Below are 23275 nucleotides of genomic sequence, written 5' to 3' on the forward strand. Positions count from 1 at the left end.
CGCACGTCCCGAACGGGTCAGATTGACGCGTGAGTTGATCTTTTCGACTGCTTGCCGCCTAACAAGGGTTTAACCTGCGCGTCGAGTGGTTAGGTTATCGACCAGTGAGTAGTCATTTGACAGCAGAGGAGAGACCCATGGGTTTGCGTATCAATGATGTGGTTCCGAATTTCACCGCAGAAACCGATCAGGGCACCATTTCGTTTCACGATTGGATTGGTGACAGCTGGGCGATTCTGTTCTCCCACCCCAAGGATTTCACTCCGGTCTGCACCACGGAATTTTCGGCCGTGGCGCAGTTGTCCGATGAATGGGCTGCCCGCAACACCAAAGTAATCGGCGTGTCGGTTGATGGTGTCGAAGACCACAAAAAATGGAAAACGGACATCGAAAGCTACGGCAAAGCTGCGGCAGGTTTCCCGATCATCGCCGACGAAGGTCTCGCGGTATCCAAGGCTTTCGACATGTTGCCCGCCGAGGCCTATCTGCCCGATGGCCGGACGCCCGCAGACAGCGCCACTGTGCGCTCGGTCTTTATCATTGGTCCGGACAAGCAACTGAAACTGTCGATGACCTACCCAATGACTGTGGGCCGCAATTTTGCCGAGATCCTGCGCGCATTGGACGGTCTGCAGATGTCTGGCAAAGGTGTTGCGACGCCCGCAAATTGGGTGCCGGGTGAGGATGTAATCATTCCACCGAGCGTATCGAATGAGGATGCGAAGGCCAAATTTGGTGAGTTTGAAACCATCTTTCCCTATCTGCGTAAGACCAAAGCGCCGGACTGAATCTGCGGCTGCACAGGCAGCCCAGGAATTGAACCAAAATGAAGGAAGGGGCCAGGCGGCCCCTTTTTTCGTGGGCTGGACTGATGGTTCAACTGCGTTGCGGGCGCAAGGCGACCTGGGCGCGATAAAGCATACGTTTCAGCTCACGCGCAAGCTTGCCCCCGACAGGGCGGGATTGGATGGTTGACCCCCCCAAAGCGGCTGTTTCCTCCGACACGCCGTTTGGTAATACTGTGTGGATTGTTTGCTCGTGAACCCAGTGCATTTGCAGGAAGGTATCAACTGGCCTGTCCAGAACCTTAGTTGCGGCTAGCAGCCGGGCGGCAGCGGTCTTGCCAACCACCTGCGCGACGGTCTGCAGACCTATGCGCCGAGGCAGGAACAACTGCGCCGCTCCATGCGCGGCAATCACCGTGCTGGCTGTTTCGCGCTGTTTGGCGGGCAGGCGGATCATGCTGTCCGGGCCTGCATGGCTGTCAATCAAGGCAAGTACATCCCGCCAGATCCCGGGATCAGTTGCCATGTCATCCTCAACGATCAAGCCGTAGTCGTCGATGCCATTGGCGATCAGCTGCCAACACTTGCGATGCGACAGAAAACAGCCGACCTCCCCGCCGCTCAGCGGGAACGGGTAATGCGGCGCATGAAGATCACCGGTACGTATTGCAACATCGCTTGCGGCCATCACGGCGCGGCCGTCTACCGCCTCAACCACCTGAGCATGTGGCAAATCAGCCAATAGACGCGCCACGTTGGGGGCGCGTTTCTGATCGCCTGCCATATGAATGATATAGGATCGCATGCGTCCAGAGGTAGCGATCTTGGCGAAGGGTGAAAAGGGGCGCGTGCAACCTCCAGCTGATGAAACAGAAAAACCCCGCCATTTCTGGCGGGGTTTCTATGCTCAAAGAGAGAAGAACAGATTATTCTGCGTCTTCTTTCTTCTCGGCTTTGATTTCTTCACCGGTTTCCTGATCCACGATTTTCATGGACAGGCGGACCTTGCCGCGATCATCAAAGCCCAGCAGCTTCACTTTCACTTCCTGGCCTTCCTTCAGAACGTCCGAAGGGTGGTTCAGGCGGCGGTTTTCGATCTGGGACACATGCACCAGACCATCGCGCTTGCCGAAGAAGTTTACGAAGGCGCCGAAGTCGACGATCTTAACGACCTTACCAGTGTAAACGGCGCCTTCTTCCGGCTCTGCCACGATCGAGTGGATCATGTCATAGGCCTTCTGGATCGCGGTGCCGTCGGCCGATGCAATCTTGATCACGCCGTCGTCGTTGATGTCGACTTTCGCGCCGGAGGTTTCCACGATCTCGCGGATGACCTTACCGCCGGAGCCGATCACTTCACGGATCTTGTCGGTCGGGATCTGCATGGTCTCAATGCGGGGCGCATGGACGGAGAACGCATTGGTTTCCGACAGAGCCTTTGCCATTTCGCCGAGGATGTGCAGACGCCCGTCTTTGGCCTGATCCAGTGCTTTTTCCATGATCTCAGGCGTGATGCCTGCAACCTTGATGTCCATCTGCAGCGAGGTGATACCCTTGTCGGTACCCGCCACTTTGAAGTCCATGTCGCCGAGGTGGTCTTCGTCGCCCAGAATGTCCGACAGGATCGCGTAAGAGCCGTCATCTTCCAGGATCAGACCCATCGCAACACCGGCAACCGGTGCCTTCAGCGGGACGCCTGCGTCCATCATGGAAAGTGAACCACCACAGACCGATGCCATCGACGAAGAGCCATTGGATTCGGTGATCTCAGACACCACGCGAATGGTGTAGGGAAAGTCGGTCGGCGCAGGCAGAACCGCCTGCAGGGCGCGCCATGCCAGCTTACCATGACCGATTTCACGACGGCCCGGGGAGCCGACGCGACCCACTTCACCAACCGAGTAGGGAGGGAAGTTGTAGTGCAGCAGGAAATTGGATTTGAAATTGCCGTGCAGCGCGTCGATAAACTGTTCGTCGTCACCGGTGCCCAGCGTGGTCACGGCCAACGCCTGGGTTTCGCCACGGGTGAACAGCGCCGAACCGTGGGTCCGCGGCAGCATGCCGGTTTCCGACTCGATAGCGCGGACGTCAGTGGTCGAACGCCCGTCGATCCGCTTGCCGGTCTTGACGACGTCGCCACGCAGAATGCCAGCTTCCAGCTTCTTCAGGGCGGAGCCGAGGTTGGCATCTTCCAGCTGTTCTTCACTCAGCGAGGTTTTGATCGCTTCGCGGGCAGCGGCAACAGCGGCGGTGCGCTCCTGCTTGTCGGTGATCGCGAATGCGGCACGCATCTGCTCTTCACCAGCGGCTTTCACGGCGGCGAACAGCTCGGAATAGTCGGCGGGCTGGAAATCAAACGGCTCTTTCGCCGCTTCTTCCGCCAAAGAGATGATCAGGTCGATCACCGGCTGGATCTGCTCGTGTGCGAATTTCACCGCACCCAGCATTTCTGCTTCGGTCAGCTCATAGGCTTCGGATTCAACCATCATCACGGCATCTTTGGTACCGGCGACAACCAGATCCAGACGCTGATCAGGGTTCAGGCGCAGGTCCTGCATGTCATCAACAGTCGGGTTCAGAACGTACTCGCCGCCCTCAAACCCAACGCGTGCAGCAGCGATCGGACCCATGAAGGGCGCGCCGGACAGGGTCAGCGCCGCGGAGGCTGCGATCATGGCAACCATGTCGGGATCGTTGACCAGATCGTGGCTCAGCACGGTGCACATCACCAGAACTTCGTTCTTGAAACCGGGAACGAACAGCGGGCGGATCGGACGGTCGATCAGGCGCGCAGTCAGTGTTTCTTTTTCGGTTGGGCGTGCTTCACGCTTGAAAAAACCACCGGGGACCTTGCCCGCAGCGTAGTATTTTTCCTGATAGTGCACGGTCAGGGGGAAGAAGTCCTGACCCGGTTTTTGCTGGCGGGCAAAAGTGACGTTTGCCATAACCGAGGTCTCGCCCAGGGTGGCAATCACGGTGCCATCTGCCTGACGGGCGACCTTGCCGGTCTCCAGTGTGAGCGTCTCTTCGCCCCACTGCATCGATTTCTTTGTAACGTTAAACATTCAGCTTATCCTAGCTGGGAGCACTCCCGGGCGTATCCCGGGTCTCCCGTTTGATGTGGCGGCCCCATTGCCGCCGACCCCTCTCTATCTTTCTTTCGACTGCCGGGGTCTTGGCAGCACGTCTCAGATAGGCCGCCCTTACAGGATTTTTGCACAGATTGAAAGGGCAAGCGCTGGTGCGGCCCCTTCACAGAGCTTTGACGTTCCGCCCGCTACCACAGGGTGCATCTGCGCTGATGGCGGTTTGTAAAATACCGATGCGTTAACCGGATCCTCAGCGTTTTTATGAAAACTTTGCGCACCCCAGAAGGGCAAGACACCGTCGACCCCACCACGAATAAATAGGTGCTGAATGAACGATTGGACCTCCGGCTATGTTGCCGAGCTCAACTACACGCATGATTTCTTTCATGAGATGACGCCATCGCGCCTGGCGTTTGCTGCGCTGTCGCGGGGGCATCGGCACGGGTTGGACGACAGCGGCCTGACCTATTGTGAGTTGGGGTGTGGGCAGGGTTTCACCGCCAATCTTCTGGCAGCTGCAAACCCGCATGTTGATGTGCATGCGATGGATTTCAACCCTGCGCACATCGCTGGTGCACAGCGACTGGCGCAGGAGGCCGCAGTGCCCAATGTCACCTTCTACGAAAGGTCCTTTGAGGATTTCGAGGAGGAGGCAAACTTGCCAAACAGCTTCGATGTGATTGCGCTCCATGGTGTCTACAGCTGGGTGTCGCGTGAAAATCAGGAGCGCATCTCTGGCTTCATCGCTCGCCGCCTGAAACCGGGTGGGCTGGTCTATATCAGTTACAACACGCAACCTGGCTGGGCACCGTCGATGCCATTGCGCCGTTTGCTGACGGATCGTGCGGCGCAGAGCACCGGACCGCTGGAGCAGCGTATTGATGAGGCCTTGGGGTTTGCAGAGCAATTGAAGCAGGCCGGCGCTGGTTTCTTTGCCTCCAATCCGGGTCAGTTGATCCGGCTGAGCGAGATGAAATCTATGCCGCGGAACTATCTGGCGCATGAGTTTTTCAACAAGGATTGGACCCCGTTCCATTTTGCCGATGTGGCAGAAGATCTGGCGCAGGCAAAGCTTGAGTTCATGGGCGCGGCGAACCCTCTGGACCACATCGACGATATTTGTCTCAGCGCGCCACAGCGGGCGCTGCTGGCAGAAGAAAGCAATTCGATCAGGCGCGAGGGATTGCGCGATATTTTGTTGAACGAGCAGTTCCGTGCGGATGTTTTTGTACGGGGATGGCTGCCACAGACGCAACGTGGCGGCGTAGGAGGGTGGTTCCAGACCACCTTCGCGCTGGCGCGCCATTACGGGACTGGCCCGTTGAAAATCAGCTGGCGCAGGGGTGATGTCGCGCTGGAAGCGAGTCAGTACGAGCCTGTTTTGCATGCCTTGGCCGATGGGCAACACAACGTTCGCGCCTTGCTGGAGCAGGGGGTATTCTCGGATATGACCTGGGGCGACATCACGCGGATGCTGACGATCCTGACTGGTGCGGGGTATATCATGCCCTGTTTGCCGCAGACAGGATACGCGGATCGGATTGCGCGGTGTCGCGACTTCAATATGGCGGTCTGCAAGAATGCTGAAGATAGCGAGCGTTTGAGGTTCCTTGCATCCCCGGCGACAGGCGGCGGTGTTGCGGTTGACCGAATGGAGCAGCTGTTCCTGCTGGCTCAAAGCGAGGGACATCAGACGCCGCATGATTGGGCGGCCTTCGTCTGGCGGATCCTTGAACCCCAGGGGCAGCGGTTGGAGCAGGACGGTCGGGTGCTGGAACTGGCTGAGGAAAATCTTGCCGTCTTGCGCGCCCGCGCCCATGCTTTTGCGGCGCGGCGCCTGAAAATTCTTACAGGTCTTGGCGTGAGCTTGGTCGATGAATCGCCATCGCAAATCGAGATGGCCCATCCTGCGGCGGCCGCCTCGTCAAAGCGCGGCGCCGTCGCCTAGCAGTTCATTGATCCGCCACTGCAACGAAAAACGCCCGCAGCCAAAAGGTGCGGGCGTTGATCTTCAATCGTCCGGTCGTCGCGATTAGCGACGGATGCCGAGACGTTTGATCAGGTCCTGATAGCGGGCCACGTCTTTGCCTTTGGTGTAGTCCAGTAGCTTACGGCGCTGAGCAACCATTTTCAGAAGGCCACGACGACCGTGGTTGTCCTTCTTGTGGGTTTTGAAGTGCTCGGTCAGGGTGTTGATGCGCGAGGTCAGGATTGCAACCTGGACTTCCGGGGAACCGGTGTCACCGTCTTTGGTTGCGAATTCTTTCATCAGGCGGGCTTTGTCTTCAGCAGTGATCGACATCGGGGTCTCCTTTGAAGGTTTGTGTGAATGGCGCAGGCCGGGATGTCGTCCAGCACAGGCCCATGGAGGCGTCTCGGGCGATGCAGTTTTCCGCAGAAGGTCGCAGCGCCGTTGAACAGGCCGCGCGTATACGAAGATTCTTTGGAAATAGCAAAAGGTTTTGGCGACCCGACCTCTGACTGCGCATCAGATGCGGCACCGGCCAGTCCCGGATTAGCCGAGCGTTAACCCGCCGCTCCCGGCTTCTTTGGCCATCACGCCAAAGCGTGCTGCGGCCTCTTGGTCTACGACCAGAATGTCGGATGCTGCCAGTTCTGCTGGGCCGGTCACGCGCAGCGCCTCCTCGCCATCTATGGTCACGATATGCTCACCGGGGGTATTGGGATTGCTGCTCACGTCAACGATAGGCGTGTCGGATCCAAATTTTTCCCAGATAACAACCAACTGATCCTCATTGCTGTTGAAATCGGACAAATCAATAGGCGCAGTCGGATCCGTATTGGCCCCGTCTGCGTCTTCGCTGACATAAAAATCACCTGCACCAACGAGGATACTATCGGCGCCTGCGCCGGTGGTCACGATATCACCGGCTCCGGCAAGTATCGTGTCGTTGCCCTCACCGCCGTTCAGATAATCTGCGGTGTCGCCATCATCGTTGCCGACTAGGCGATCATTGCCGGTACCGCCGAACAGCGTGTCCTGCCCCTGACCACCTGTCAGGTGGTCATCGTCGTCGTTCCCATGCAGCGCATCACGCCCGTCAGCCCCGACAAGCGTATCATTGCCCTGGCCGCCGTGGGCGTGATCATCGCCTGCACCGCCATCAAGCGTGTCTTCACCGAAGTGGCCAAACAGCCTGTCGTCATTGTTGTTCCCGGCCAGCAGGTCGTCGCCATAGTCTCCATGCAGCAGGTCATCTCCGTCGTCGCCCTGTAGCGTGTCGCTCCCCTCACCGCCATGCAGCGAGTCATTGCCATCGCCGCCTTGCACGCTGTCATCACCGGCGTAGCCGTTCAGCTGATCATGGCCAGCAAGGCCTTGCAGAAGATCGTCCGCATCACCACCGCCTAGCTGATCGCTTGCAGCGGTACCAGTAGAGACGAATGCGTCAAGGGAGACAGTTTCGCTGCCGCTGCTCTTTGCGGCATCATCATCGCTGCCGTCATTGACGTCAGAGGTATCCGGGTCATCGTCGCCCTCGTCAATCAACAAGATGCCACCAACAGCGGCGATCCCCAACATTGCAGCCAGCATCAACATTCCGGCGACCCCTCATTAAACACGCGGAATACCCGCATAATCAATATGGTGCACGTATTGGTTGTATATCAAACCAAATCAGAAGCGATGGTTAGCAAGATCTTATACCAGCTTGGGCAGCCAGGGTTCAGGTTTCCGGTCGTAGCGGATGTAGAGCGGGTGTTTGGGATGACCGGCCTTACTCAGTCCGAGATGAAATAACGGCTTACCGGTTTCGACGAGCGCTGTTGCAACTTGATCGCCTTGCTGACGAAACGCGCCATGGGTTCCCCAGGCACAGATCACCTGATCCGCCCAGGCCGCACCGTCCAGAATTATTTCCAGATTATCTGGTCCGACCGGGTCCACCGCGCGTTTCATATCGCGCGGATCAGTGGCCCGAAAGGCAAAGATATTGGTCGCCCGAAATCCGCCATACCCCAAGGTGCGCGCGCGCCTTTCGCAGCGCTCAATGGTTGGATCGTTCTGGACCTCTGTGGCGGTAGACGGGTTGAGCATCACAAACATCACCCGTGTCCCCGCCGGATCCCAGACCCGGCTGAGGCTATATCGGTACTGCTCGCAGTCGGAATAGACCGCGGTTGAGGGCGCGTCGCCCTTGGTGTGGCTGCGATGGATCATGGCGCCCGTGGTGCCCAGACCTCGCGCCGCTGTCAACCGCAGGCTAGCGAACGAATACCCGGCTGGGGTGCAGCTCGCCGGATTTGTAGTGTCCGACCGCAATAGCCAAACCATCCAACGAGGCCCAGGCTTCCTCGCCGTATTCAACATCGGAGGCGAGCACCATTCCGGGATTGCCATTGCGCAGCTTGGCGGCGCCTTCAGGTGTGCAGGTCAGCTGGGGCAGATCTGCAAGCCCTTCCTCAAGCGGGCGCAGATAGCCATCAAGATCCGGCGATTTGGCCATCTCATCCAGCGTCTCAAGGCTTATGCCATCCTCGGCATCAAACGGCCCCGACCAGGTTCGACGCAGGCATTTCACATGGCCGTGACACCCAAGTGCTGCACCCAGATCCCGTGCGATGGAGCGCACGTAGCCGCCTTTGCCGCAGGTCATTTCCAGTACGACATGGTCGTCATCGGGGCGGTCCACCAGGATCAGTTCCTCAACCCACAAAGGGCGGGCGGCCAGTTCGATCTCTTCACCGTCGCGAGCAAGTTTGTAGGCGCGCTGACCATCGATTTTCACAGCTGAGAATTTTGGTGGGACCTGCATGATATCACCAAGGAACTGCGGCAGCGCCGCTACGATTTCATCGTCACTTGGCCGTGTTGCGCTGCGGGCGATCACTTCCCCTTCGGCGTCATCCGTGTTGGTTGCCTGACCGAGGCGCACAGTGAAGGTGTAGGCCTTCAGCGCATCTGTGATATAGGGCACAGTCTTGGTGGCTTCGCCGAGGGCGACCGCCAGAACGCCGGTTGCCTCGGGATCCAATGTGCCGGCGTGACCCGCCTTCTTTGCATCAAAGGCCCAGCGGACCTTGTTGACAACCGCAGTGGACGTCAGCCCCGCAGGCTTGTCGACCACCAGCCAGCCGGAAATATCACGCCCTTTGCGTTTGCGTCCCATATCGTTCCCCAATGTCATCGTCGGTGAGAGAGGCGCGCGAGGTAGCCCACCCATTCCGGGCTGTCAATCGCGGGAGGTCGCGAAACTGCGGACCGACTGCGGCCGCGGTGGGTTCGGCGCGTGTTTTGGGCTCAGTTGGTCGCCGCGTCGCTCTCCGTGCCATCTGCCACCACGCCCACTACCGGCCCCATCATGAAGCCGGCATCACTGCGGTTGATCTGCGGGGCGTGTAGCCGCGAAATATTGCCATCAAAATACAGCGCGTTTGGCAGTTTCAGGTGATCCCGGAACAGGCTGCCAAACTGGTGAAACGTCACAGCGTTCTGCGAGATGGCAAAGACCACGCGCTGCCCGTCGGCGCTGGTCCCGACGCCGTTGCGAATAAAATACGAGGTCGAGTTCGGCAGAAACCGCGGGTGCAACGCGCCATCGATCACCAGCATCGGGCCAGATTGCGTGGCATAGCGGCATGGTGGGTTGGTTTCGGCAAAGGTCAGCGTTTCGATCACATCCGTGCGGGCAGCACCGATACATAGCACCCCGTTGGGCAGCAGTCCGAAATTTCCCGGACCGGGGGTTGTGATCAGCCGCATCTCCTCCTCGTCACCGTCCCGGTACAATCCGACGGGGGAGCGGTCGCGATGATACATACCGGCATTTGTGGCAAAGGGCAGTGTCTGTCCTTTGTCAGCCAGATCGGTTTCGATCGCCGAGAAATGACCGTAGACGTCTCCGGCGCCATCCTTCAGGAACAGGCGCAGCTCGTCCTTGGTCACGTCAACCTCGCAGATCGTGTAGCGGTTGTCGTCATAGGCGATGTTGCGGCAGTCCACCGCCGCAGCAGGCGCGGCCCAGAAGGCCAGCGCCATAGCCACCGCCCAGCGAATCACTCGCCGATATCGCGGCGCACCGCGTCCTGCGACAGCATCCGCCGGGTGTCATCCATCCGGTCAAAGGTATCATCCAGCTGGAATCGCAGCTCCGGCGTGAATTTCAACGCCAGCTTTTTGCCGATCATACGTCGCAGTTCGCCCTTGTTGCGGGCCATCAGCTTGAGCGTGTCTTCCTGCCCTTTGCCACCAAGCGGCAGCACATAAGCCGTGGCAATGCGTAGATCGGGCGAAGTGCGAACCTCGCCGACAGTGATCGACAGCCGGTTCAGGTCGGGATCATGCAGGTCACCGCGTGCAAAGATTTCGGACAAGGCGCGGCGAATCAATTCGCCGACGCGGAGCTGACGTTGTGAGGGCCCTGAGCCCTCGTGGAGTTTGTTCTTAGCCATATATCCGATTTATGCCGAAAGCGGGGCTTTGCCAAGCGCAGCACAAGCGGTTAGGACAAAACCAGCCCGAAACAGACCAATCGCGATCCAGCGCAACAACGAAGGACCCCTGACATGGCAGCTTCCCGCACAGACATACCCGGCATCGTGATCACCGGCGCCTCTGGGCGCATGGGGCAGATGCTGATCAAGACCATTGCGGATCATCCCCGCGCGCATCTGGTCGGTGCAGTGGAGCGGGAAGGTCACGATTGGGTCGGTCAGGATGTGGGGCTGGCCATGGGCGGGTCTGAAATCGGCATCACAGTGACCGACGACGCGCCTGCGGCCTTTGCCAAGGCGCAAGCGGTGATCGATTTCACCAGTCCTGAGGCGACCATCGCCTTTGCCGGGATGGCCGCTGAGGCCGGTGTCGTCCATGTCATCGGCACCACCGGGATGAACGACGCACAGATCGCCCAGTTGGAACCAGCCTCACGTCATTCGGTGCAGATGCGGGCCGGCAACATGAGCCTGGGTGTAAACCTCCTGGTTCAGCTGACCAAAAAGGTTGCCGCCGCCCTTGATGAGGATTTCGATATCGAAGTGATTGAGGCGCATCACCATCACAAAGTCGATGCGCCCTCCGGCACCGCGTTGATGCTGGGCGAAGCAGCTGCGGAGGGGCGCGGCGTGACACTCTCAGAAGTCAGCGACAGCGGGCGCGATGGCATCACCGGCGCGCGCAAACGTGGTGATATCGGTTTCAGCGCGATTCGAGGTGGAGATATCGTCGGGGAACATGATGTGCTGTTTGCTGGTCAGGGAGAGCGTATCGTGCTGCGCCATCTTGCGACGGATCGTGCGATATTTGCCCGCGGCGCCATCAAGGCTGCACTTTGGGGGCAGGGGAAGGAACCAGGCCAGTACGACATGCTGGATGTGCTGGGCCTCTGATCCTCAGAGCAGGGACGCAGAGCCACTGAACGTCTCGAACCCTTCGGTGGTCTCAACCGCCGAGGCCTCGAAATGGGCGATCAGCGGCATCACGCGCGGTTCCACGTCCTTCAGCCAGACTGGCCCATCATAAAATCCGTCCTTGATGCGCTCGCGGTCTGATAGCGTTGCAAAGGCGCGCATCCAGTGGACGACATCCGGATCTGCCAGATCGCGCATCGGGCCAAAAACCAGCATGCCCGCATCGCGCAATGCTGGTCTGTTCACCCGTTCAAAGATGTGAATAAAGGCTTCGCGTTTGCCGGGGTGCAGCCAGTAGCGGCGGATCTCGATGATCATGCAGGGTTCCGGTGGCCCGCTATCAGAAATCGATAGCGATTCCTTTTTTCTCCCAGTCGCCATAGCGCGCAGGATCGGGACCATCGCGACCGCCCAGCTCAACCGGGCGGTTGGCAGCTTCGGCCTCGGCGGCCTTACGCCGTTCGGCAGCCTCTGCCAGCGCACGCTGTGCAGCTGGGGGCAGATTTTCGGTTTCGGTTTTTTCAGCGTCACTCATGCCGGGTTTCCTTATTGTCGTTCTATGATATACGCCCGCGTCCGGCGGCGACAACCCATGCCGCTGCCGCCCGTGCATCAGGAGCCTCGTATGTCCAACGCAACCCAAGCCCGCCGCCGTGCCATTCATCTGCTTGATGAGGTGCTGGGGGAAGGCAAGCTGCTGTCCGAATGTTACGCAGCGGGCGCATTGGATAAACTGCCCGCAGAGGAGCGCGCGCGCACCCAGCGGCTGGCAACAGACACACTGCGCAATCTGGAACGTGCCGACCGGATCCTGCAGAAGCACCTGAAAAAAGCGACACCCCTGACGGTGCATAATGCCCTGCGGATCGGTACGGTTGAGCTGTGCCAGGGCGGTGCTGCGCATGGTGTGGTCAATGAGATGGTCGATATCGTTTCCCGTCACCGTCGCCACGGCAAGCTAAAGGGGTTGGTCAATGCGGTATTGCGCAAGGTGGCCGATCACGGGCCTGCCGAATGGGCAAAACTGCGGGTGCCGCGTCTCCCGAAATGGCTCCGCAGCCCGCTGTCGCAGGCCTGGGGGGCACCGGCCATGTTGCAGATCGAGGCCGCCCATCTAGCAGGCGCGCCGCTGGATCTTAGCCCTAAGCCCGGCGCGGATCTTTCAGCGCTTGAGGCGGTTTTGCTGCCAACGGGATCTTATCGTATCCACAATTCCGTTCAGGTCTCAGGCCTGCCCGGATTTGCGACAGGGGATTGGTGGGTTCAGGACGCCGCAGCAGCGCTGCCTGCGCAAATTTTGGCGGCGAAGCCCGGCGAATCGGTGCTGGATCTCTGCGCCGCTCCTGGGGGTAAGACGATGCAGATCGCTGCTGCCGGGGCCAATGTGACGGCGGTGGATCAGTCTGCCGGGCGGATGGCGCGGCTTTCAGAGAATCTTGAGCGTACGGGCCTTGAGGCCACCGTTGTTGTAGGGGATGCGTTAGAACAAACCGGTCAATATGACGCGGTTCTGCTGGACGCGCCTTGCTCTGCCACGGGGACAATCCGTCGTCACCCTGATTTGCCCCATGCCAAAGACGGCAGCGGTTTCGGCGCGCTGATTGAATTGCAGGCACAGATGCTCGCCCACGCCTGGAGCTTGGTGAAACCCGGCGGTCGGTTGATCTATTGCACCTGTTCGCTGTTGCCGGATGAGGGCGAGTGTCAGGTTGAAGATGCGCTTGAGATGTTTCCGGATATGTCCGTCGGTGATCGGATCCGCGACATTGAAGGCATTGACCCCGACTGGATAACCGAAGAAGGCGGGGTGCGCCTACGGCCTGACTACTGGTCCGATTTGGGCGGCATGGATGGTTTCTACATGGCCGAATTGCGCAAATCTGCGGCCTGACCTCAGGTCTTGGCGAGCCTTTGCCGATCTGCCGCGCAGGCGCCCGCCTCATTATCGGTGACTTGGCCCGTAAGCGTCGCTATGCTCAGCCGAAAACGCCCCGGAAAAATTCTCTGGCGTGAGGCAAGAGAGCATGTCCCGATACGATAGAATGGCGCGGCGCGGCACCCGCCTGTTGAACCGATATTATGCACGGCGCGCGCGGCGGCAGCCGGGCGCAACCGCTTTTGTCTCGCAACCCGAGCCACGCACCATTGGTAGCTTTGCCCGCGGGCGTCAGCTGGTTGCAGGTAATCTTCTGTTTGCGGGATATTTGGTCGAATCTCCTACGACTGCGCTCTGGGATGTTGTGGCACCTGATCTTGCTTTTGATGCTGAACGCCACGGGTTTGCCTGGTTGGACGATCTGGCAGCCGTCGGGGATTTTCGCGCCCGGGAAAAGGCGCAACTCTGGGTCTGGGGGTGGATCGACACCCACGGCAATGGCAGCGGGCCGGGCTGGTCGCCTGATCTGACGGGCCGTCGGGTCATCCGCTGGATCAACCATGCGCTGTTCCTGCTGGCGGCCCGCACCGCCGATCAATCGGAAGCGTTTTTCGGTGCCCTGTCCCGGCAGACATGGTTCCTGTCCCGCCGCTGGCAGGGGGCCTCCCCCGGCTTGCCACGCTTTGAGGCGCTCACCGGGTTGATCTATGCTGGCCTCGCCCTCAAGGGGCATGAGGATCAGGTTGACCCGGCCCTGAAGGCCCTGGCCGAGGAATGCGCCAGTCAGATTGATGAACAGGGAGGTCTGCCGACACGCAACCCGGAGGAGCTGCTAGAGGTTTTTACCCTGCTGACCTGGGCTGCGGCGGCGCTACAGGATGCCGGACGCGGCGTCCCGCCTGCGCAACTGGCCGCAATTGAGCGTATCGCACCGACTCTGCGCACATTACGTCACGCCGATGGTGGTTTGGCACGATTTCATGGCGGTGGTCGCGGGCTGGAGGGACGGTTGGATCACGCATTGGCCGCCAGCCACGTCACAACGCGTCACGCCGATGGGTTGGCAATGGGCTATGCGCGTTTGTCCGGGCGGCGCACCTCGGTGATCATCGACGCATCGGTCCCGCCCAAGGGGCGCGCCTCTTGGAATGGTCATGCCTCGACCCTAGCGTTTGAGCTGACATCCGGTCGCCGACCGCTGATCGTCAACTGCGGCTCGGGCGAAACCTTCGGTGTTGAATGGCGGCGTGCCGGGCGGGCAACCCCGTCCCATTCCACGCTCTGTATCGAAGGGCACTCCAGCGCCCGACTGGCCCCGCCGGAACGCGGCAGTGGCCATGAGATTATGACAGAGGCGCCAGATAACGTGCCGCTGGATCTGTCTGATCTGGAAGATGGCTATCGCTTCCAGGGCGGGCACAATGGCTACGAGCGCCATTTCGGCCTGACCCATGCACGCACGCTGGAGCTGGCGGTGGATGGCCGTGGTCTGGCCGGTGAGGACATGCTTCTGGCGCTGGATGCCCGCAATAAACGGCGTTTTGACAAGGCAATGGATGCACATTCTCTGGGTGGTATCGGCTTTGAGATCCGCCTGCACTTGCACCCGGATGTGGATGCAGCCCTTGACTTGGGGGGCGCGGCAGTATCCATGGCGCTCAAGAGCGGGGAGATCTGGGTGTTCCGTCATGATGGAACCTGCGAATTGAAGCTGGAACCCAGCGTGTACCTGGAAAAAACCCGCTTGAAGCCGCGTGCGGCAAAACAGATCGTTCTCTCCGGGCGGGCAATGAACTATGCCACGCGCATCCGGTGGACGCTCAGTAAGGCGCAGGAGACTGCCGTTGCCGTGCGAGACCTGAACCGGGACGACCCCGCGTTAACTGACTGAGCCTGAAAAGGACCTGCCCTGCCATGACCGACCTTCACCCCGTACGCCGTGCGTTGCTTTCCGTATCCGACAAGACTGGGTTGATCGACCTGGGTAAGGCCCTGGCGGCACGTGGCGTCGAGCTGCTCTCAACCGGCGGGACGGCCAAGACGCTGCGCGACGCAGGGCTGACCGTGAAAGACGTGTCAGAGATCACCGGTTTTCCGGAAATGATGGATGGCCGGGTCAAGACGCTTCACCCGATGGTGCATGGTGGTCTGCTGGCACTGCGGGACAACGACACCCATGTCGCTGCGATGGAAGAGCATGGGATTGGCGCCATCGACCTTCTGGTGGTGAACCTCTATCCGTTTGAGGAAACCGTGGCCAAGGGCGGCGACTACGACAGCTGCATCGAGAACATCGACATCGGCGGCCCGGCGATGATCCGTGCTGCGTCCAAGAACCACCTGTTCGTGAACGTTGTGGTGGATGTCGAGGACTACGAACCGCTGCTTGCAGAGTTGGACAAAAACGACGGCCAGACCTCCTATGGCTTCCGTCAGTGGTTGGCGCAGAACGCCTATGCTCGCACAGCTGCATATGATGCTGCGGTTTCAAACTGGATGGCCGACGCACTGAACCTTGAGGCGCCGCGCCGCCGCGCTGTAGCAGGGCAACTGGCGCAGACGCTGCGCTATGGCGAGAATCCGCATCAGCAGGCTGCCTTTTATCTGGATGGCTCCGCCCGCGCAGGCGTCGCCACGGCGCAGCAGGTGCAGGGCAAGGAGCTGTCCTATAACAACATCAATGACACTGATGCCGCCTTTGAGCTGGTCAGCGAGTTTGCACCCGCTGATGGCCCGGCCGTGGCGATCATCAAACACGCCAACCCCTGTGGCGTGGCCCGCGGCGAGACGTTGAAGGATGCGTATCAGAAGGCCTTTGACTGCGACCGGACCTCTGCTTTTGGCGGTATCGTCGCGTTGAATCAGCCGCTGGACGGAGAAACCGCGCAAGAGATCGTCCAGATCTTCACGGAAGTCGTCATCGCCCCCGGTGCCTCGGATGAGGCCAAGGCGATTTTTGCTGCCAAGAAGAACCTGCGTCTGTTGCTGACCGATGGTCTGCCCAACCCGCAGGATACCGGTCTGACCACCCGTCAGGTGTCCGGCGGTATGCTGGTACAGGACAAGGACGTCGGCCACCGTGCCATGGACGACCTGAAGGTGGTCACCGAGAAGGCCCCGACGGATGTGCAGATGCAGGATTTGTTGTTTGCCTGGAAGGTTGCAAAACACGTGAAATCCAACGCCATCGTCTATGTTAAATCTGGCCAGACCGTTGGTGTCGGCGCCGGCCAGATGAGCCGCCTGGACAGTGCCACCATCGCAGGCGTGAAAGCGCAGCGCATGGCGGACGCGCTAGAATTGCCCGAAAGCTTGGCCAAAGGCTCTGCCGTGGCGTCTGATGCGTTCTTTCCCTTTGCCGATGGTCTGCTTGAGGCTGCGGCAAACGGCGCAACCTGCGTAATCCAGCCAGGTGGCTCCATGCGCGACGATGAGGTCATCAAAGCCGCCAACGAGGCCGGTCTGGCGATGGTCTTCACCGGCATGCGCCATTTCCGCCACTAAATGCAGTTGAGACTGATCGGGCCTGTTTTGGCCCGATCACGCCTCAAATTTCGGGCAAAGGGGGCCGCACGATGCGAGCCAAAGTGATGATCTGGGCCGCGATATTGGCGCTGCTTGCCGATCAGATCAGCAAATATCTGGTGGTGCGGGTCATGGATGTGGCCAATCGTGGTGGCATTGATGTGCTGCCACCGCTGCTGCGGTTTCGCTATGGCGAGAACACGGGCATCAATTTCGGTCTGTTTGGCGGTGGCACCGATACGACGCGGTGGGTTCTTATCGGTCTGTCATTGGTGATTTGCGTGGTGCTGGTGATCTGGATCGTCCGTCTGCCTGCCAATGCCCGCATGATGCAGCTTTCAGCCGGTCTCGTGATCGGTGGTGCGCTTGGCAATGTGGTGGACAGGCTGCTCTACGGGTACGTGCTGGATTTCCTCAATATGTCCTGCTGCGGTATCAATAACCCCTTTGTCTTCAACGTTGCGGACATCTTCATCTTTGCTGGTGCAGTCGGCTTGATCCTATTTGACGGGCGGCAGAAAAACCCTGCGTGACCTTGCTGGGGAAATGCGATAAAAGCGGCTCAAACAGGCAGGAGTAACGGGTCATGCGGATCCCTTTTGGTGTGATTGTTCTGATGGGCGCGCTGGCCGTATCTGCCTGCGGGCAAAAAGGGCTGCGCGATCTGCGCCCTGCTGGAACCGGCCCGGATGAGTTCATGGTCTTGCCCGCGAAACCACTGGCCGAACCGACCAACTATCAGACGCTGCCGCAACCGACACCCGGCGCAGCCAATCTCACCGACCGAAACCCGAAGGGTGAAGCGGTTGCAGTGCTTGGCGGCAACCCTGCTGCGCTGGTCCCGGGAGAAGGCATTCCCGCCAGTGATGGCGCTTTGGTCACCGCCGTGAGCCGCTATGGCGTTGACCCCGACGTTCGCGCTGATCTCGCTGCGCGCGATGCAAAGAAACGCAAGCGCGAAAACCGCACTGCGCGGTTCAAGCTGTTCCCGGTCGATCGCTACCAAGAGGCCTACAAGCGCGAGGCCATCGCCCCGGATCAGGTCAGCGAGCGTTTCCGCCGCGCCGGTTTTGAGACGCCATCGGCCCCACCGGCAGAGTAACGCCGAACAGGTCGTATCGGCGGCTTCGGGCGATCACAAAAACGCCATTTCCCTTGCACATGCGCCTCCAGAGCGTAGTTTGACCTTAGCGATGTTGGTCCGTTTTTCGGGCTGATCGCCATTGATATGTTGCTCGATCGGACTTGTTTCTGTTGCACCGCAGGCCACACGGATAGGGCCGGGCGCTGCATCGTCCTTCAGGGCAGGCCGCAGGATTCTGACCGGCTGCATTTGTCTATTTTGACGTTACCGGTGCTTGTGTTGCTGGTGGCGTACCGCAAAAGGAGATCACCGAATGATCCCCCCTATGAAACCTTTGATCCGGCGGATCACCCGGGCCACCGCAGTTGTCGCGGCCCTTGTCGCTCTGGACAGCGCCGATTTGGCGGCTACCGGTCTGGTTCAGAGCGCGCAGGCGCAGGCGCAGGACGCTGCTACTCAATCTGATGCAAGCGATATGGTCACCAGCTTTGTTCTCGATAACGGGATGCAGGTCGTTGTGATCGAAGATCACCGCGCGCCTGTCGTGCAGCATATGGTCTGGTACCGTGCAGGCTCCGCCGATGAGCCGGTAGGCCAGTCCGGCGTTGCACATTTTCTGGAACATTTGCTGTTCAAGGCCACCGATAAGCTGGCGGCCGGTGAGCTTTCGGCCACGGTTGCTGCGAACGGCGGCCGGGACAACGCCTTCACCAGCTATGACTACACGGCGTATTTCCAGCGTGTCGCGGCTGACCGCCTGGGGCTGATGATGCAGATGGAGAGCGACCGAATGGTCAACATCCGCCTCACCGAGCAGGATATCGAGACCGAGCGGGAGGTCATTCTGGAGGAGCGCAACCAGCGTACCGACAGCGAGCCGCGGGCGCTGTTTCGTGAGCAGTTGAACGCCGCGCAATATCTCAACCATCGGTATGGTCAGCCCATTATTGGCTGGCGTCATGAGATGGAAGAGCTGGACATGGCGGATGCGCTCTCGTTCTATGGAACCTATTACGCGCCGAATAATGCCATTTTGGTTGTGTCCGGTGACGTCGATCCGGAGGAGGTGCGCCGCCTAGCACAGGAGACCTATGGGCAGATCCCGGCCAATCCGGATCTGCCGGACCGTGTCCGCAGCAAGGAGCCGCCGCAGACCGCCGCCCGGCGCATTATCTTCAAAGATCCGCGTGTGGCGCAGCCTTTTGTCCAGCGCTCCTATCTGGCGCCGGAACGCGACAACGGTGCTCAGGAACGTGCAGCGGCGCTCTATCTTCTGGCCGAACTCTTGGGCGGTGGCAGCACCTCTTACCTGACCAACGCGCTGCAGTTTGATCAACAGGTGGCGGTCTACACCGGGGTGTTCTATTCCGACGTATCACTGGATGACACCACCTTTGACTTTCTGGTCGTTCCAGGGGCCGATGTCAGCCTTGAGGAGGCCGAGGCTGCGTTGGATGCCACCTTTGCCCGGTTTCTCGAAGAAGGCGTCGATGAGGCGCAGCTGGAGCGGATCAAACTGCAATTGCGTGCCGCAGAAATCTACGCCCGCGACAATGTCGACGGGATCGCCAACCGCTATGGGCGAGCACTGGCGTCGGGTCTGACGGTTGAGGATGTGCAGGCCTGGCCGCGTATCCTGCAATCCATCACCGCAGACGAGATCATTGCCGTCGCTCGCGAGGTGCTGCAACCCGAGGTTTCAGTGACGGGTTGGATGATGCGTGACGAAGAGGTAAGCCAATGAAGGTGCTGAAATCTATTGCGGCGGCCCTGACCGTCTGTTTGCTCGCCCTGCCGGCTTGGGCAGAGATCAAGATAAAAGAGGTGACATCACCCGGAGGGGTCACAGCATGGCTGGTCGAGGATCACAGCATTCCTTTCACCGCTCTGGAACTGCGCTTTCGTGGCGGCACGTCGCTCGACAAACCTGGCAAACGTGGCGCGACCTATCTGATGGCGGGGCTGCTGGAGGAGGGCGCCGGGCCACTGGCAGCGCAGGACTACGCCCGCACAGTTGAAAGCCTGGCAGCCGGGTTTTCCTATGATGCGGATAAGGACACGGTGTCGATTTCAGCGCAGTTTCTGAGCGAGAACCGCGATCAGGCCGTTGATCTGCTGCGCCAGACAATCCATGAGCCGCGCTTTGATCAGGATGCGCTGGACCGGGTGCGCGCCCAGGTTCTGGCCGGTCTGCGTGCCGATGCCAAAGATCCGAATGACATCGCGGGACGGGTGTTCTCTCAGATGGCCTTTGGAGATCACCCATATGGCACAGAAGGCAACGGCACCATCGAAAGCGTCACCGCACTGACCCGTCAGGATATGTTTGATGCCCATGATTCGGTGTTTGCCCGTGATCGGCTGTATGTCGGGGCGGTTGGGGATATTACCGAGGCTGAACTTGGAGCGTTGCTGGATACTTTGCTGGGCGATTTGCCGGATGCGGGAGCGCCGATTCCGGGACCAGCCGAGGTCACCATCGACGGCGGCGTGACCGTGGTTGATTATGACACGCCGCAATCCGTGGCCCTGTTTGGACATGCCGGGATCGAGCGCGACGACCCGCGATATTTCGCGGCCTATTTGTTGAACCAGATCCTCGGTGGCGGGTCTTTTGACAGTCGTTTGATGTCGGAAGTGCGCGAAAAACGCGGCCTGACCTATGGCGTCTATAGCTATCTGGTGCCACGTGATCTGGGGGCCGTCTACATGGGGTCGGTCGCGTCGGCCAACGGTAAGATTGCCGAAACGGTTGAGGTCATTCAGGCGGAATGGGCAAAACTGGCAGTTGAAGGCGTGACGGAAAAAGAGTTGCAGGACGCCAAGACCTATCTGACCGGCGCTTATCCGCTGCGCTTTGATGGTAACAGCCGCATCGCTTCGATCCTGGCGGGGATGCAGATGGATGATCTGCCCATTGATTACGTGGCCACCCGCAATGACAAGGTGAACGCTGTCACGCTGGAAGAAATCAACAAAGTGGCAGCGGAGATCCTGCTGCCGGACCAGCTGCATTTCATCGTAGTCGGCCGCCCGGAAGGTTTGCAATCCACCAATTGAGATCGGCGCAGAGCAGATCAAACGGAAAAAAGGGCGCGGCCAGAAATGGCCGCGCCCTTTTTTCTGGATATGATTGATGCAGCCGTAGCTGCTCCAATCGGTTTATTCGCCGTAGGGAATCCAGATGTTTTTCACTTCCGTTGCGGCTTCGAGGAAGCGGCGGCTGTGATCGGCAGACCAGTCCATCGCCAAACCGTTGTTCACCCAAGTGCGCTTTAGGTTCCCGGCAGCGGCCTCTTCAATCATCGCAGACAGGTCAGATGACGAAAAGCTCCACACCGCATCGACATTCAGATGTGACGCAAGGGGGGAAGCCATTTCCGCGTGCCGGCCAGTCAGAATATTGACGACACCACCTGGTAGGTCGGATGTCTCAAGCACCTGATAGAAATCTGTTGCTGACAGGGGGTAGGCTTCGGAGGCGGCCAGAACCACGCGGTTGCCCATGGCAATCGCCGGTGCCATCACAGACACCAGACCCAGCAGGGGAGCCTCATCCGCGCAGAGCGCGCCGATCACGCCGACTGGCTCCTTCATCGCCAGTGCGACACCCCGGATCGGAACGCCATGCGCCTGACCGTCATATTTGTCGGCCCAGGCGGCAGCCGTGAACAGGCGCTGGATTGAGGCCTCGACCTCCTGCGCGCCCTGCGATTTGCCGGTCATCCGGTCGATACGATCCGCAAATTCGCTGGCCCGCGCCGACAGGTTCTCCCCGATATAGTAAAGGATCTGCGCCCGCAGGTGGCCGGTGGTTTTGGACCACGCTTTTGCGCCCGCTGCGGCCTCCACGGCGTTGCGCACATCCTTGCGATTGCCAAGCCCGACGTGGCCGAGCAGCGCGCCCGATTTTGCGTGGACGGCCTTGGAATACCCGCCATCCGGACGGGACTGCTTGCCGCCAACATACAGCTTTGCGGTGCGATCCACCGCGTCAACCGGCGCACCCTCGCCGCTGAAACCTTTGATCTGGTCAAGCGTTTTTGCTTTGCCCTTGGGTTTGGTATAAGCGCTGAGCCCTTCCCAGCCACCTTCCCGGCCAAAACCGCTTTCGCGGGTGCCACCAAAACCGGCTGCCGCATCAAAGAGGTTGGTTGCATTAACCCAGACCACACCCGCAACCAGTTTTGGCGCGATATCCAGCGCCAGATTGACATTCTCGGTCCACAGGGTCGCAGCCAGCCCGTAGCGGGTGTTGTTGGCCAGCTCGACGGCTTCGGAAGGGGTGCGGAACGTGGTGGAGACCAGAACCGGGCCGAAAATTTCTTCCTGCATCAGGGCATCAGAGGGGGCCAGCCCTTCAATCAGCGTCGGCGGGTAGAAACAGCCGCGTTCCGGCACAGCGACCTGCGCCTGATGCATGCGGCCCGCAGTATTGGCCGCGACCATCTCGCTGATGGTGGTCAGCTGAACCGGATCCACGATGGCTCCGACATCAATGCTCTTGTCCAGCGGGTTGCCGATGCGCAGCTTGTCCATGCGTGTGCGCAGTTTCCGGTGGAAACGCTCGGCGATGCCTTCCTGCACCAGCAGGCGTGAGCCGGCACAGCAGACCTGTCCCTGATTGAACCAGATCGCATCGACCAGACCTTCGATCGCGGAATCAATGTCTGCATCGTCAAACACGATGTAGGGCGATTTGCCGCCCAGCTCGAGGGTCAACGCCTTGCCGCTGCCTGCGGTGGCTTCGCGGATACGGCGACCCACAGCGGTAGAGCCGGTAAAGGCGATTTTATCGACGTCTGCGCCAACGATCATTTCCCCCACGGCGCCGTCGCCGGTGACGATATTCACAACACCTTTGGGCAGACCCGCCTGACGACAGATATCTGCAAACAGCAACGCGGTGAGGGAGGTATATTCCGCAGGCTTCAGCACCACGGTGTTGCCCATGGCTATGGCGGGCGCCACTTTCCACGCCAGCATCAGCAGCGGGAAATTCCAGGGGATGATCTGACCGCAAACGCCCAATGCCTCACGGTCGGGCAGTTCGCTTTCCATCAGCTGGGCCATGCCGGCGTGATAGTAGAAATGGCGCTGTGCCAGGGGGACGTCAATGTCACGGCTTTCGCGGATCGGCTTGCCGTTATCAAGCGTTTCCAGAACCGCAAACAGGCGCGCGTGTTTCTGCATCAGGCGCGCTATGGCATAAAGATACCGGGCCCGTGCGGCGCCGCCAGCAGCTGACCATTTGGCCTGCGCCTTGCGTGCGGCATCCACGGCGCTGTCCACGTCGGATTGGGTGGCTTGGCTCAGGGTCGCTAGAACCTCGCCGGTGGCTGGGTTCTTACTGTCAAATCCATCGCCGGGGGCCGTGAACTCACCGTTGATGAAGTGGCCGAACCGGGCGCCCTGATCTACCAGCCACGCCAGAGCGTCAGCGGCACTTTCGGGGGCGGGGCCATAGTCCATCGTTTCAAAGATCTCTTTTACAGTTAGGGTCATGTGTCGAGCCTTGTGGTCTGTCGCCGTTTGCCCTGAATCT

21 protein-coding genes are annotated in these 23275 nt (G+C 59.9%); 10 read left to right on the forward strand and 11 right to left on the reverse strand.

The annotated features are described in order from the left end of the window. The first annotated feature begins 137 nt into the window (after positions 1-137). Entirely contained in the window at positions 138-788 is a 651-nt protein-coding gene (locus tag INHI_RS0117565; RefSeq protein WP_014876193.1) for a peroxiredoxin, read from the forward strand. 88 nt (positions 789-876) lie between these two features. On the opposite strand, the gene INHI_RS0117570 is transcribed toward INHI_RS0117565, so the two are convergent. Next, positions 877-1590 carry a glycosyltransferase family 25 protein gene (locus INHI_RS0117570; RefSeq protein ID WP_027248457.1) on the reverse strand — a complete coding sequence of 238 codons (714 nt, stop codon included), beginning with the start codon at positions 1588-1590 and terminating at the stop codon, positions 877-879. 121 nt (positions 1591-1711) lie between these two features. Next, a complete protein-coding gene (gene pnp / locus INHI_RS0117575; protein ID WP_014876191.1) occupies positions 1712-3850 on the reverse strand; it encodes a polyribonucleotide nucleotidyltransferase in 2139 nt (712 codons plus the stop codon). 352 nt (positions 3851-4202) lie between these two features. Between pnp and INHI_RS0117580 the strand changes: the two genes are divergently transcribed. Next, positions 4203-5822, forward strand: coding sequence for a class I SAM-dependent methyltransferase (locus INHI_RS0117580; RefSeq protein ID WP_027248458.1), 1620 nt, complete (start codon positions 4203-4205; stop codon positions 5820-5822). A gap of 84 nt (positions 5823-5906) precedes the next feature. Here the strand turns inward: INHI_RS0117580 and rpsO are convergent, their stop codons facing one another. The 6 genes from rpsO to rbfA all read right to left on the reverse strand — a co-directional run bounded on the left by rpsO (position 5907) and on the right by rbfA (position 10288). Continuing rightward, positions 5907-6176 (reverse strand): 30S ribosomal protein S15, encoded by a 270-nt coding sequence (rpsO, locus tag INHI_RS0117585; RefSeq protein ID WP_014876189.1) that lies wholly within the window; start codon positions 6174-6176, stop codon positions 5907-5909. A 213-nt stretch (positions 6177-6389) separates the two neighbouring features. Further along, complete coding sequence (locus INHI_RS0117590) at positions 6390-7436, reverse strand: calcium-binding protein (protein ID WP_027248459.1); 1047 nt, start codon at positions 7434-7436, stop codon at positions 6390-6392. Between the two features lie 102 nt (positions 7437-7538). Further along, on the reverse strand, positions 7539-8057 hold the full coding sequence (locus INHI_RS0117595; protein WP_027248460.1) for a DUF1643 domain-containing protein: 519 nt from the start codon (positions 8055-8057) through the stop codon (positions 7539-7541). A gap of 43 nt (positions 8058-8100) precedes the next feature. Beyond that, on the reverse strand, positions 8101-9006 hold the full coding sequence (gene truB, locus INHI_RS0117600; protein ID WP_027248461.1) for a tRNA pseudouridine(55) synthase TruB: 906 nt from the start codon (positions 9004-9006) through the stop codon (positions 8101-8103). Between the two features lie 131 nt (positions 9007-9137). Continuing rightward, a complete protein-coding gene (locus INHI_RS0117605) occupies positions 9138-9875 on the reverse strand; it encodes a phosphodiester glycosidase family protein (protein ID WP_027248462.1) in 738 nt (245 codons plus the stop codon). Positions 9876-9892: 17 nt separating this feature from the next. Then, positions 9893-10288, reverse strand: a complete 396-nt coding sequence (gene rbfA / locus INHI_RS0117610) for a 30S ribosome-binding factor RbfA (protein ID WP_014876184.1) — start codon at positions 10286-10288, stop codon at positions 9893-9895. Between the two features lie 114 nt (positions 10289-10402). On the opposite strand from rbfA, the gene dapB reads away from it, so the two are divergent. Next, the gene (gene dapB / locus INHI_RS0117615) at positions 10403-11224 is read left to right on the forward strand and encodes a 4-hydroxy-tetrahydrodipicolinate reductase (protein WP_027248463.1); all 822 of its coding nucleotides are present in this window, start codon (positions 10403-10405) and stop codon (positions 11222-11224) included. Positions 11225-11227: 3 nt separating this feature from the next. Here dapB and INHI_RS0117620 read toward each other — a convergent pair whose 3' ends face one another. Beyond that, positions 11228-11563: a putative quinol monooxygenase gene (locus INHI_RS0117620; protein WP_027248464.1), complete on the reverse strand. Its 336-nt coding sequence runs from the start codon at positions 11561-11563 to the stop codon at positions 11228-11230. 22 nt (positions 11564-11585) lie between these two features. Beyond that, positions 11586-11780 (reverse strand): DUF1674 domain-containing protein, encoded by a 195-nt coding sequence (locus INHI_RS0117625; RefSeq protein ID WP_014881362.1) that lies wholly within the window; start codon positions 11778-11780, stop codon positions 11586-11588. A gap of 90 nt (positions 11781-11870) precedes the next feature. Here INHI_RS0117625 and INHI_RS0117630 point away from each other — a divergent pair, with 90 nt between their 5' ends. From INHI_RS0117630 to INHI_RS0117665, 7 genes are all read left to right on the forward strand, one after another. Beyond that, positions 11871-13136, forward strand: a complete 1266-nt coding sequence (locus INHI_RS0117630) for an RsmB/NOP family class I SAM-dependent RNA methyltransferase (protein ID WP_027248465.1) — start codon at positions 11871-11873, stop codon at positions 13134-13136. A gap of 133 nt (positions 13137-13269) precedes the next feature. Continuing rightward, positions 13270-15012: a heparinase II/III family protein gene (locus INHI_RS0117635; protein WP_027248466.1), complete on the forward strand. Its 1743-nt coding sequence runs from the start codon at positions 13270-13272 to the stop codon at positions 15010-15012. A gap of 23 nt (positions 15013-15035) precedes the next feature. Beyond that, the gene (gene purH, locus INHI_RS0117640; protein WP_027248467.1) at positions 15036-16625 is read left to right on the forward strand and encodes a bifunctional phosphoribosylaminoimidazolecarboxamide formyltransferase/IMP cyclohydrolase; all 1590 of its coding nucleotides are present in this window, start codon (positions 15036-15038) and stop codon (positions 16623-16625) included. Between the two features lie 71 nt (positions 16626-16696). After that, entirely contained in the window at positions 16697-17179 is a 483-nt protein-coding gene (lspA, locus tag INHI_RS0117645; RefSeq protein ID WP_027248468.1) for a signal peptidase II, read from the forward strand. 53 nt (positions 17180-17232) lie between these two features. Then, positions 17233-17748, forward strand: coding sequence for a DUF3035 domain-containing protein (locus INHI_RS0117650; protein ID WP_014876176.1), 516 nt, complete (start codon positions 17233-17235; stop codon positions 17746-17748). Between the two features lie 295 nt (positions 17749-18043). Continuing rightward, positions 18044-19474 carry a M16 family metallopeptidase gene (locus INHI_RS0117660; protein ID WP_027248470.1) on the forward strand — a complete coding sequence of 477 codons (1431 nt, stop codon included), beginning with the start codon at positions 18044-18046 and terminating at the stop codon, positions 19472-19474. Beyond that, positions 19471-20790, forward strand: a complete 1320-nt coding sequence (locus INHI_RS0117665) for a M16 family metallopeptidase (RefSeq protein ID WP_027248471.1) — start codon at positions 19471-19473, stop codon at positions 20788-20790. The genes INHI_RS0117660 and INHI_RS0117665 overlap by 4 nt, the downstream gene beginning before the upstream one ends. Before the next feature lie 102 nt (positions 20791-20892). Here INHI_RS0117665 and INHI_RS0117670 read toward each other — a convergent pair whose 3' ends face one another. Continuing rightward, a complete protein-coding gene (locus INHI_RS0117670) occupies positions 20893-23235 on the reverse strand; it encodes an aldehyde dehydrogenase family protein (protein ID WP_027248472.1) in 2343 nt (780 codons plus the stop codon). Between the last annotated feature and the right edge of the window lie 40 nt (positions 23236-23275).

Source organism: Phaeobacter inhibens DSM 16374, from assembly GCF_000473105.1.
GTDB lineage: Bacteria > Pseudomonadota > Alphaproteobacteria > Rhodobacterales > Rhodobacteraceae > Phaeobacter > Phaeobacter inhibens.

Coding starts and splice junctions, on each gene's coding strand:
- INHI_RS0117630 (WP_027248465.1), top strand. CDS start 11,871: ATGTCCAACGCAACCCAAGCCCGCCGCCGTGCCATTCATCTGCTTGAT.
- rbfA (WP_014876184.1), bottom strand. CDS start 10,288: ATGGCTAAGAACAAACTCCACGAGGGCTCAGGGCCCTCACAACGTCAG.
- INHI_RS0117595 (WP_027248460.1), bottom strand. CDS start 8,057: ATGATCCATCGCAGCCACACCAAGGGCGACGCGCCCTCAACCGCGGTC.
- purH (WP_027248467.1), top strand. CDS start 15,036: ATGACCGACCTTCACCCCGTACGCCGTGCGTTGCTTTCCGTATCCGAC.
- INHI_RS0117580 (WP_027248458.1), top strand. CDS start 4,203: ATGAACGATTGGACCTCCGGCTATGTTGCCGAGCTCAACTACACGCAT.
- INHI_RS0117565 (WP_014876193.1), top strand. CDS start 138: ATGGGTTTGCGTATCAATGATGTGGTTCCGAATTTCACCGCAGAAACC.
- INHI_RS0117670 (WP_027248472.1), bottom strand. CDS start 23,235: ATGACCCTAACTGTAAAAGAGATCTTTGAAACGATGGACTATGGCCCC.
- INHI_RS0117660 (WP_027248470.1), top strand. CDS start 18,044: ATGATCCCCCCTATGAAACCTTTGATCCGGCGGATCACCCGGGCCACC.
- INHI_RS0117605 (WP_027248462.1), bottom strand. CDS start 9,875: ATGGCGCTGGCCTTCTGGGCCGCGCCTGCTGCGGCGGTGGACTGCCGC.
- INHI_RS0117635 (WP_027248466.1), top strand. CDS start 13,270: ATGTCCCGATACGATAGAATGGCGCGGCGCGGCACCCGCCTGTTGAAC.
- INHI_RS0117590 (WP_027248459.1), bottom strand. CDS start 7,436: ATGTTGATGCTGGCTGCAATGTTGGGGATCGCCGCTGTTGGTGGCATC.
- pnp (WP_014876191.1), bottom strand. CDS start 3,850: ATGTTTAACGTTACAAAGAAATCGATGCAGTGGGGCGAAGAGACGCTC.
- INHI_RS0117650 (WP_014876176.1), top strand. CDS start 17,233: ATGCGGATCCCTTTTGGTGTGATTGTTCTGATGGGCGCGCTGGCCGTA.
- INHI_RS0117625 (WP_014881362.1), bottom strand. CDS start 11,780: ATGAGTGACGCTGAAAAAACCGAAACCGAAAATCTGCCCCCAGCTGCA.
- lspA (WP_027248468.1), top strand. CDS start 16,697: ATGCGAGCCAAAGTGATGATCTGGGCCGCGATATTGGCGCTGCTTGCC.
- INHI_RS0117570 (WP_027248457.1), bottom strand. CDS start 1,590: ATGCGATCCTATATCATTCATATGGCAGGCGATCAGAAACGCGCCCCC.
- truB (WP_027248461.1), bottom strand. CDS start 9,006: ATGGGACGCAAACGCAAAGGGCGTGATATTTCCGGCTGGCTGGTGGTC.
- dapB (WP_027248463.1), top strand. CDS start 10,403: ATGGCAGCTTCCCGCACAGACATACCCGGCATCGTGATCACCGGCGCC.
- INHI_RS0117620 (WP_027248464.1), bottom strand. CDS start 11,563: ATGATCATCGAGATCCGCCGCTACTGGCTGCACCCCGGCAAACGCGAA.
- rpsO (WP_014876189.1), bottom strand. CDS start 6,176: ATGTCGATCACTGCTGAAGACAAAGCCCGCCTGATGAAAGAATTCGCA.
- INHI_RS0117665 (WP_027248471.1), top strand. CDS start 19,471: ATGAAGGTGCTGAAATCTATTGCGGCGGCCCTGACCGTCTGTTTGCTC.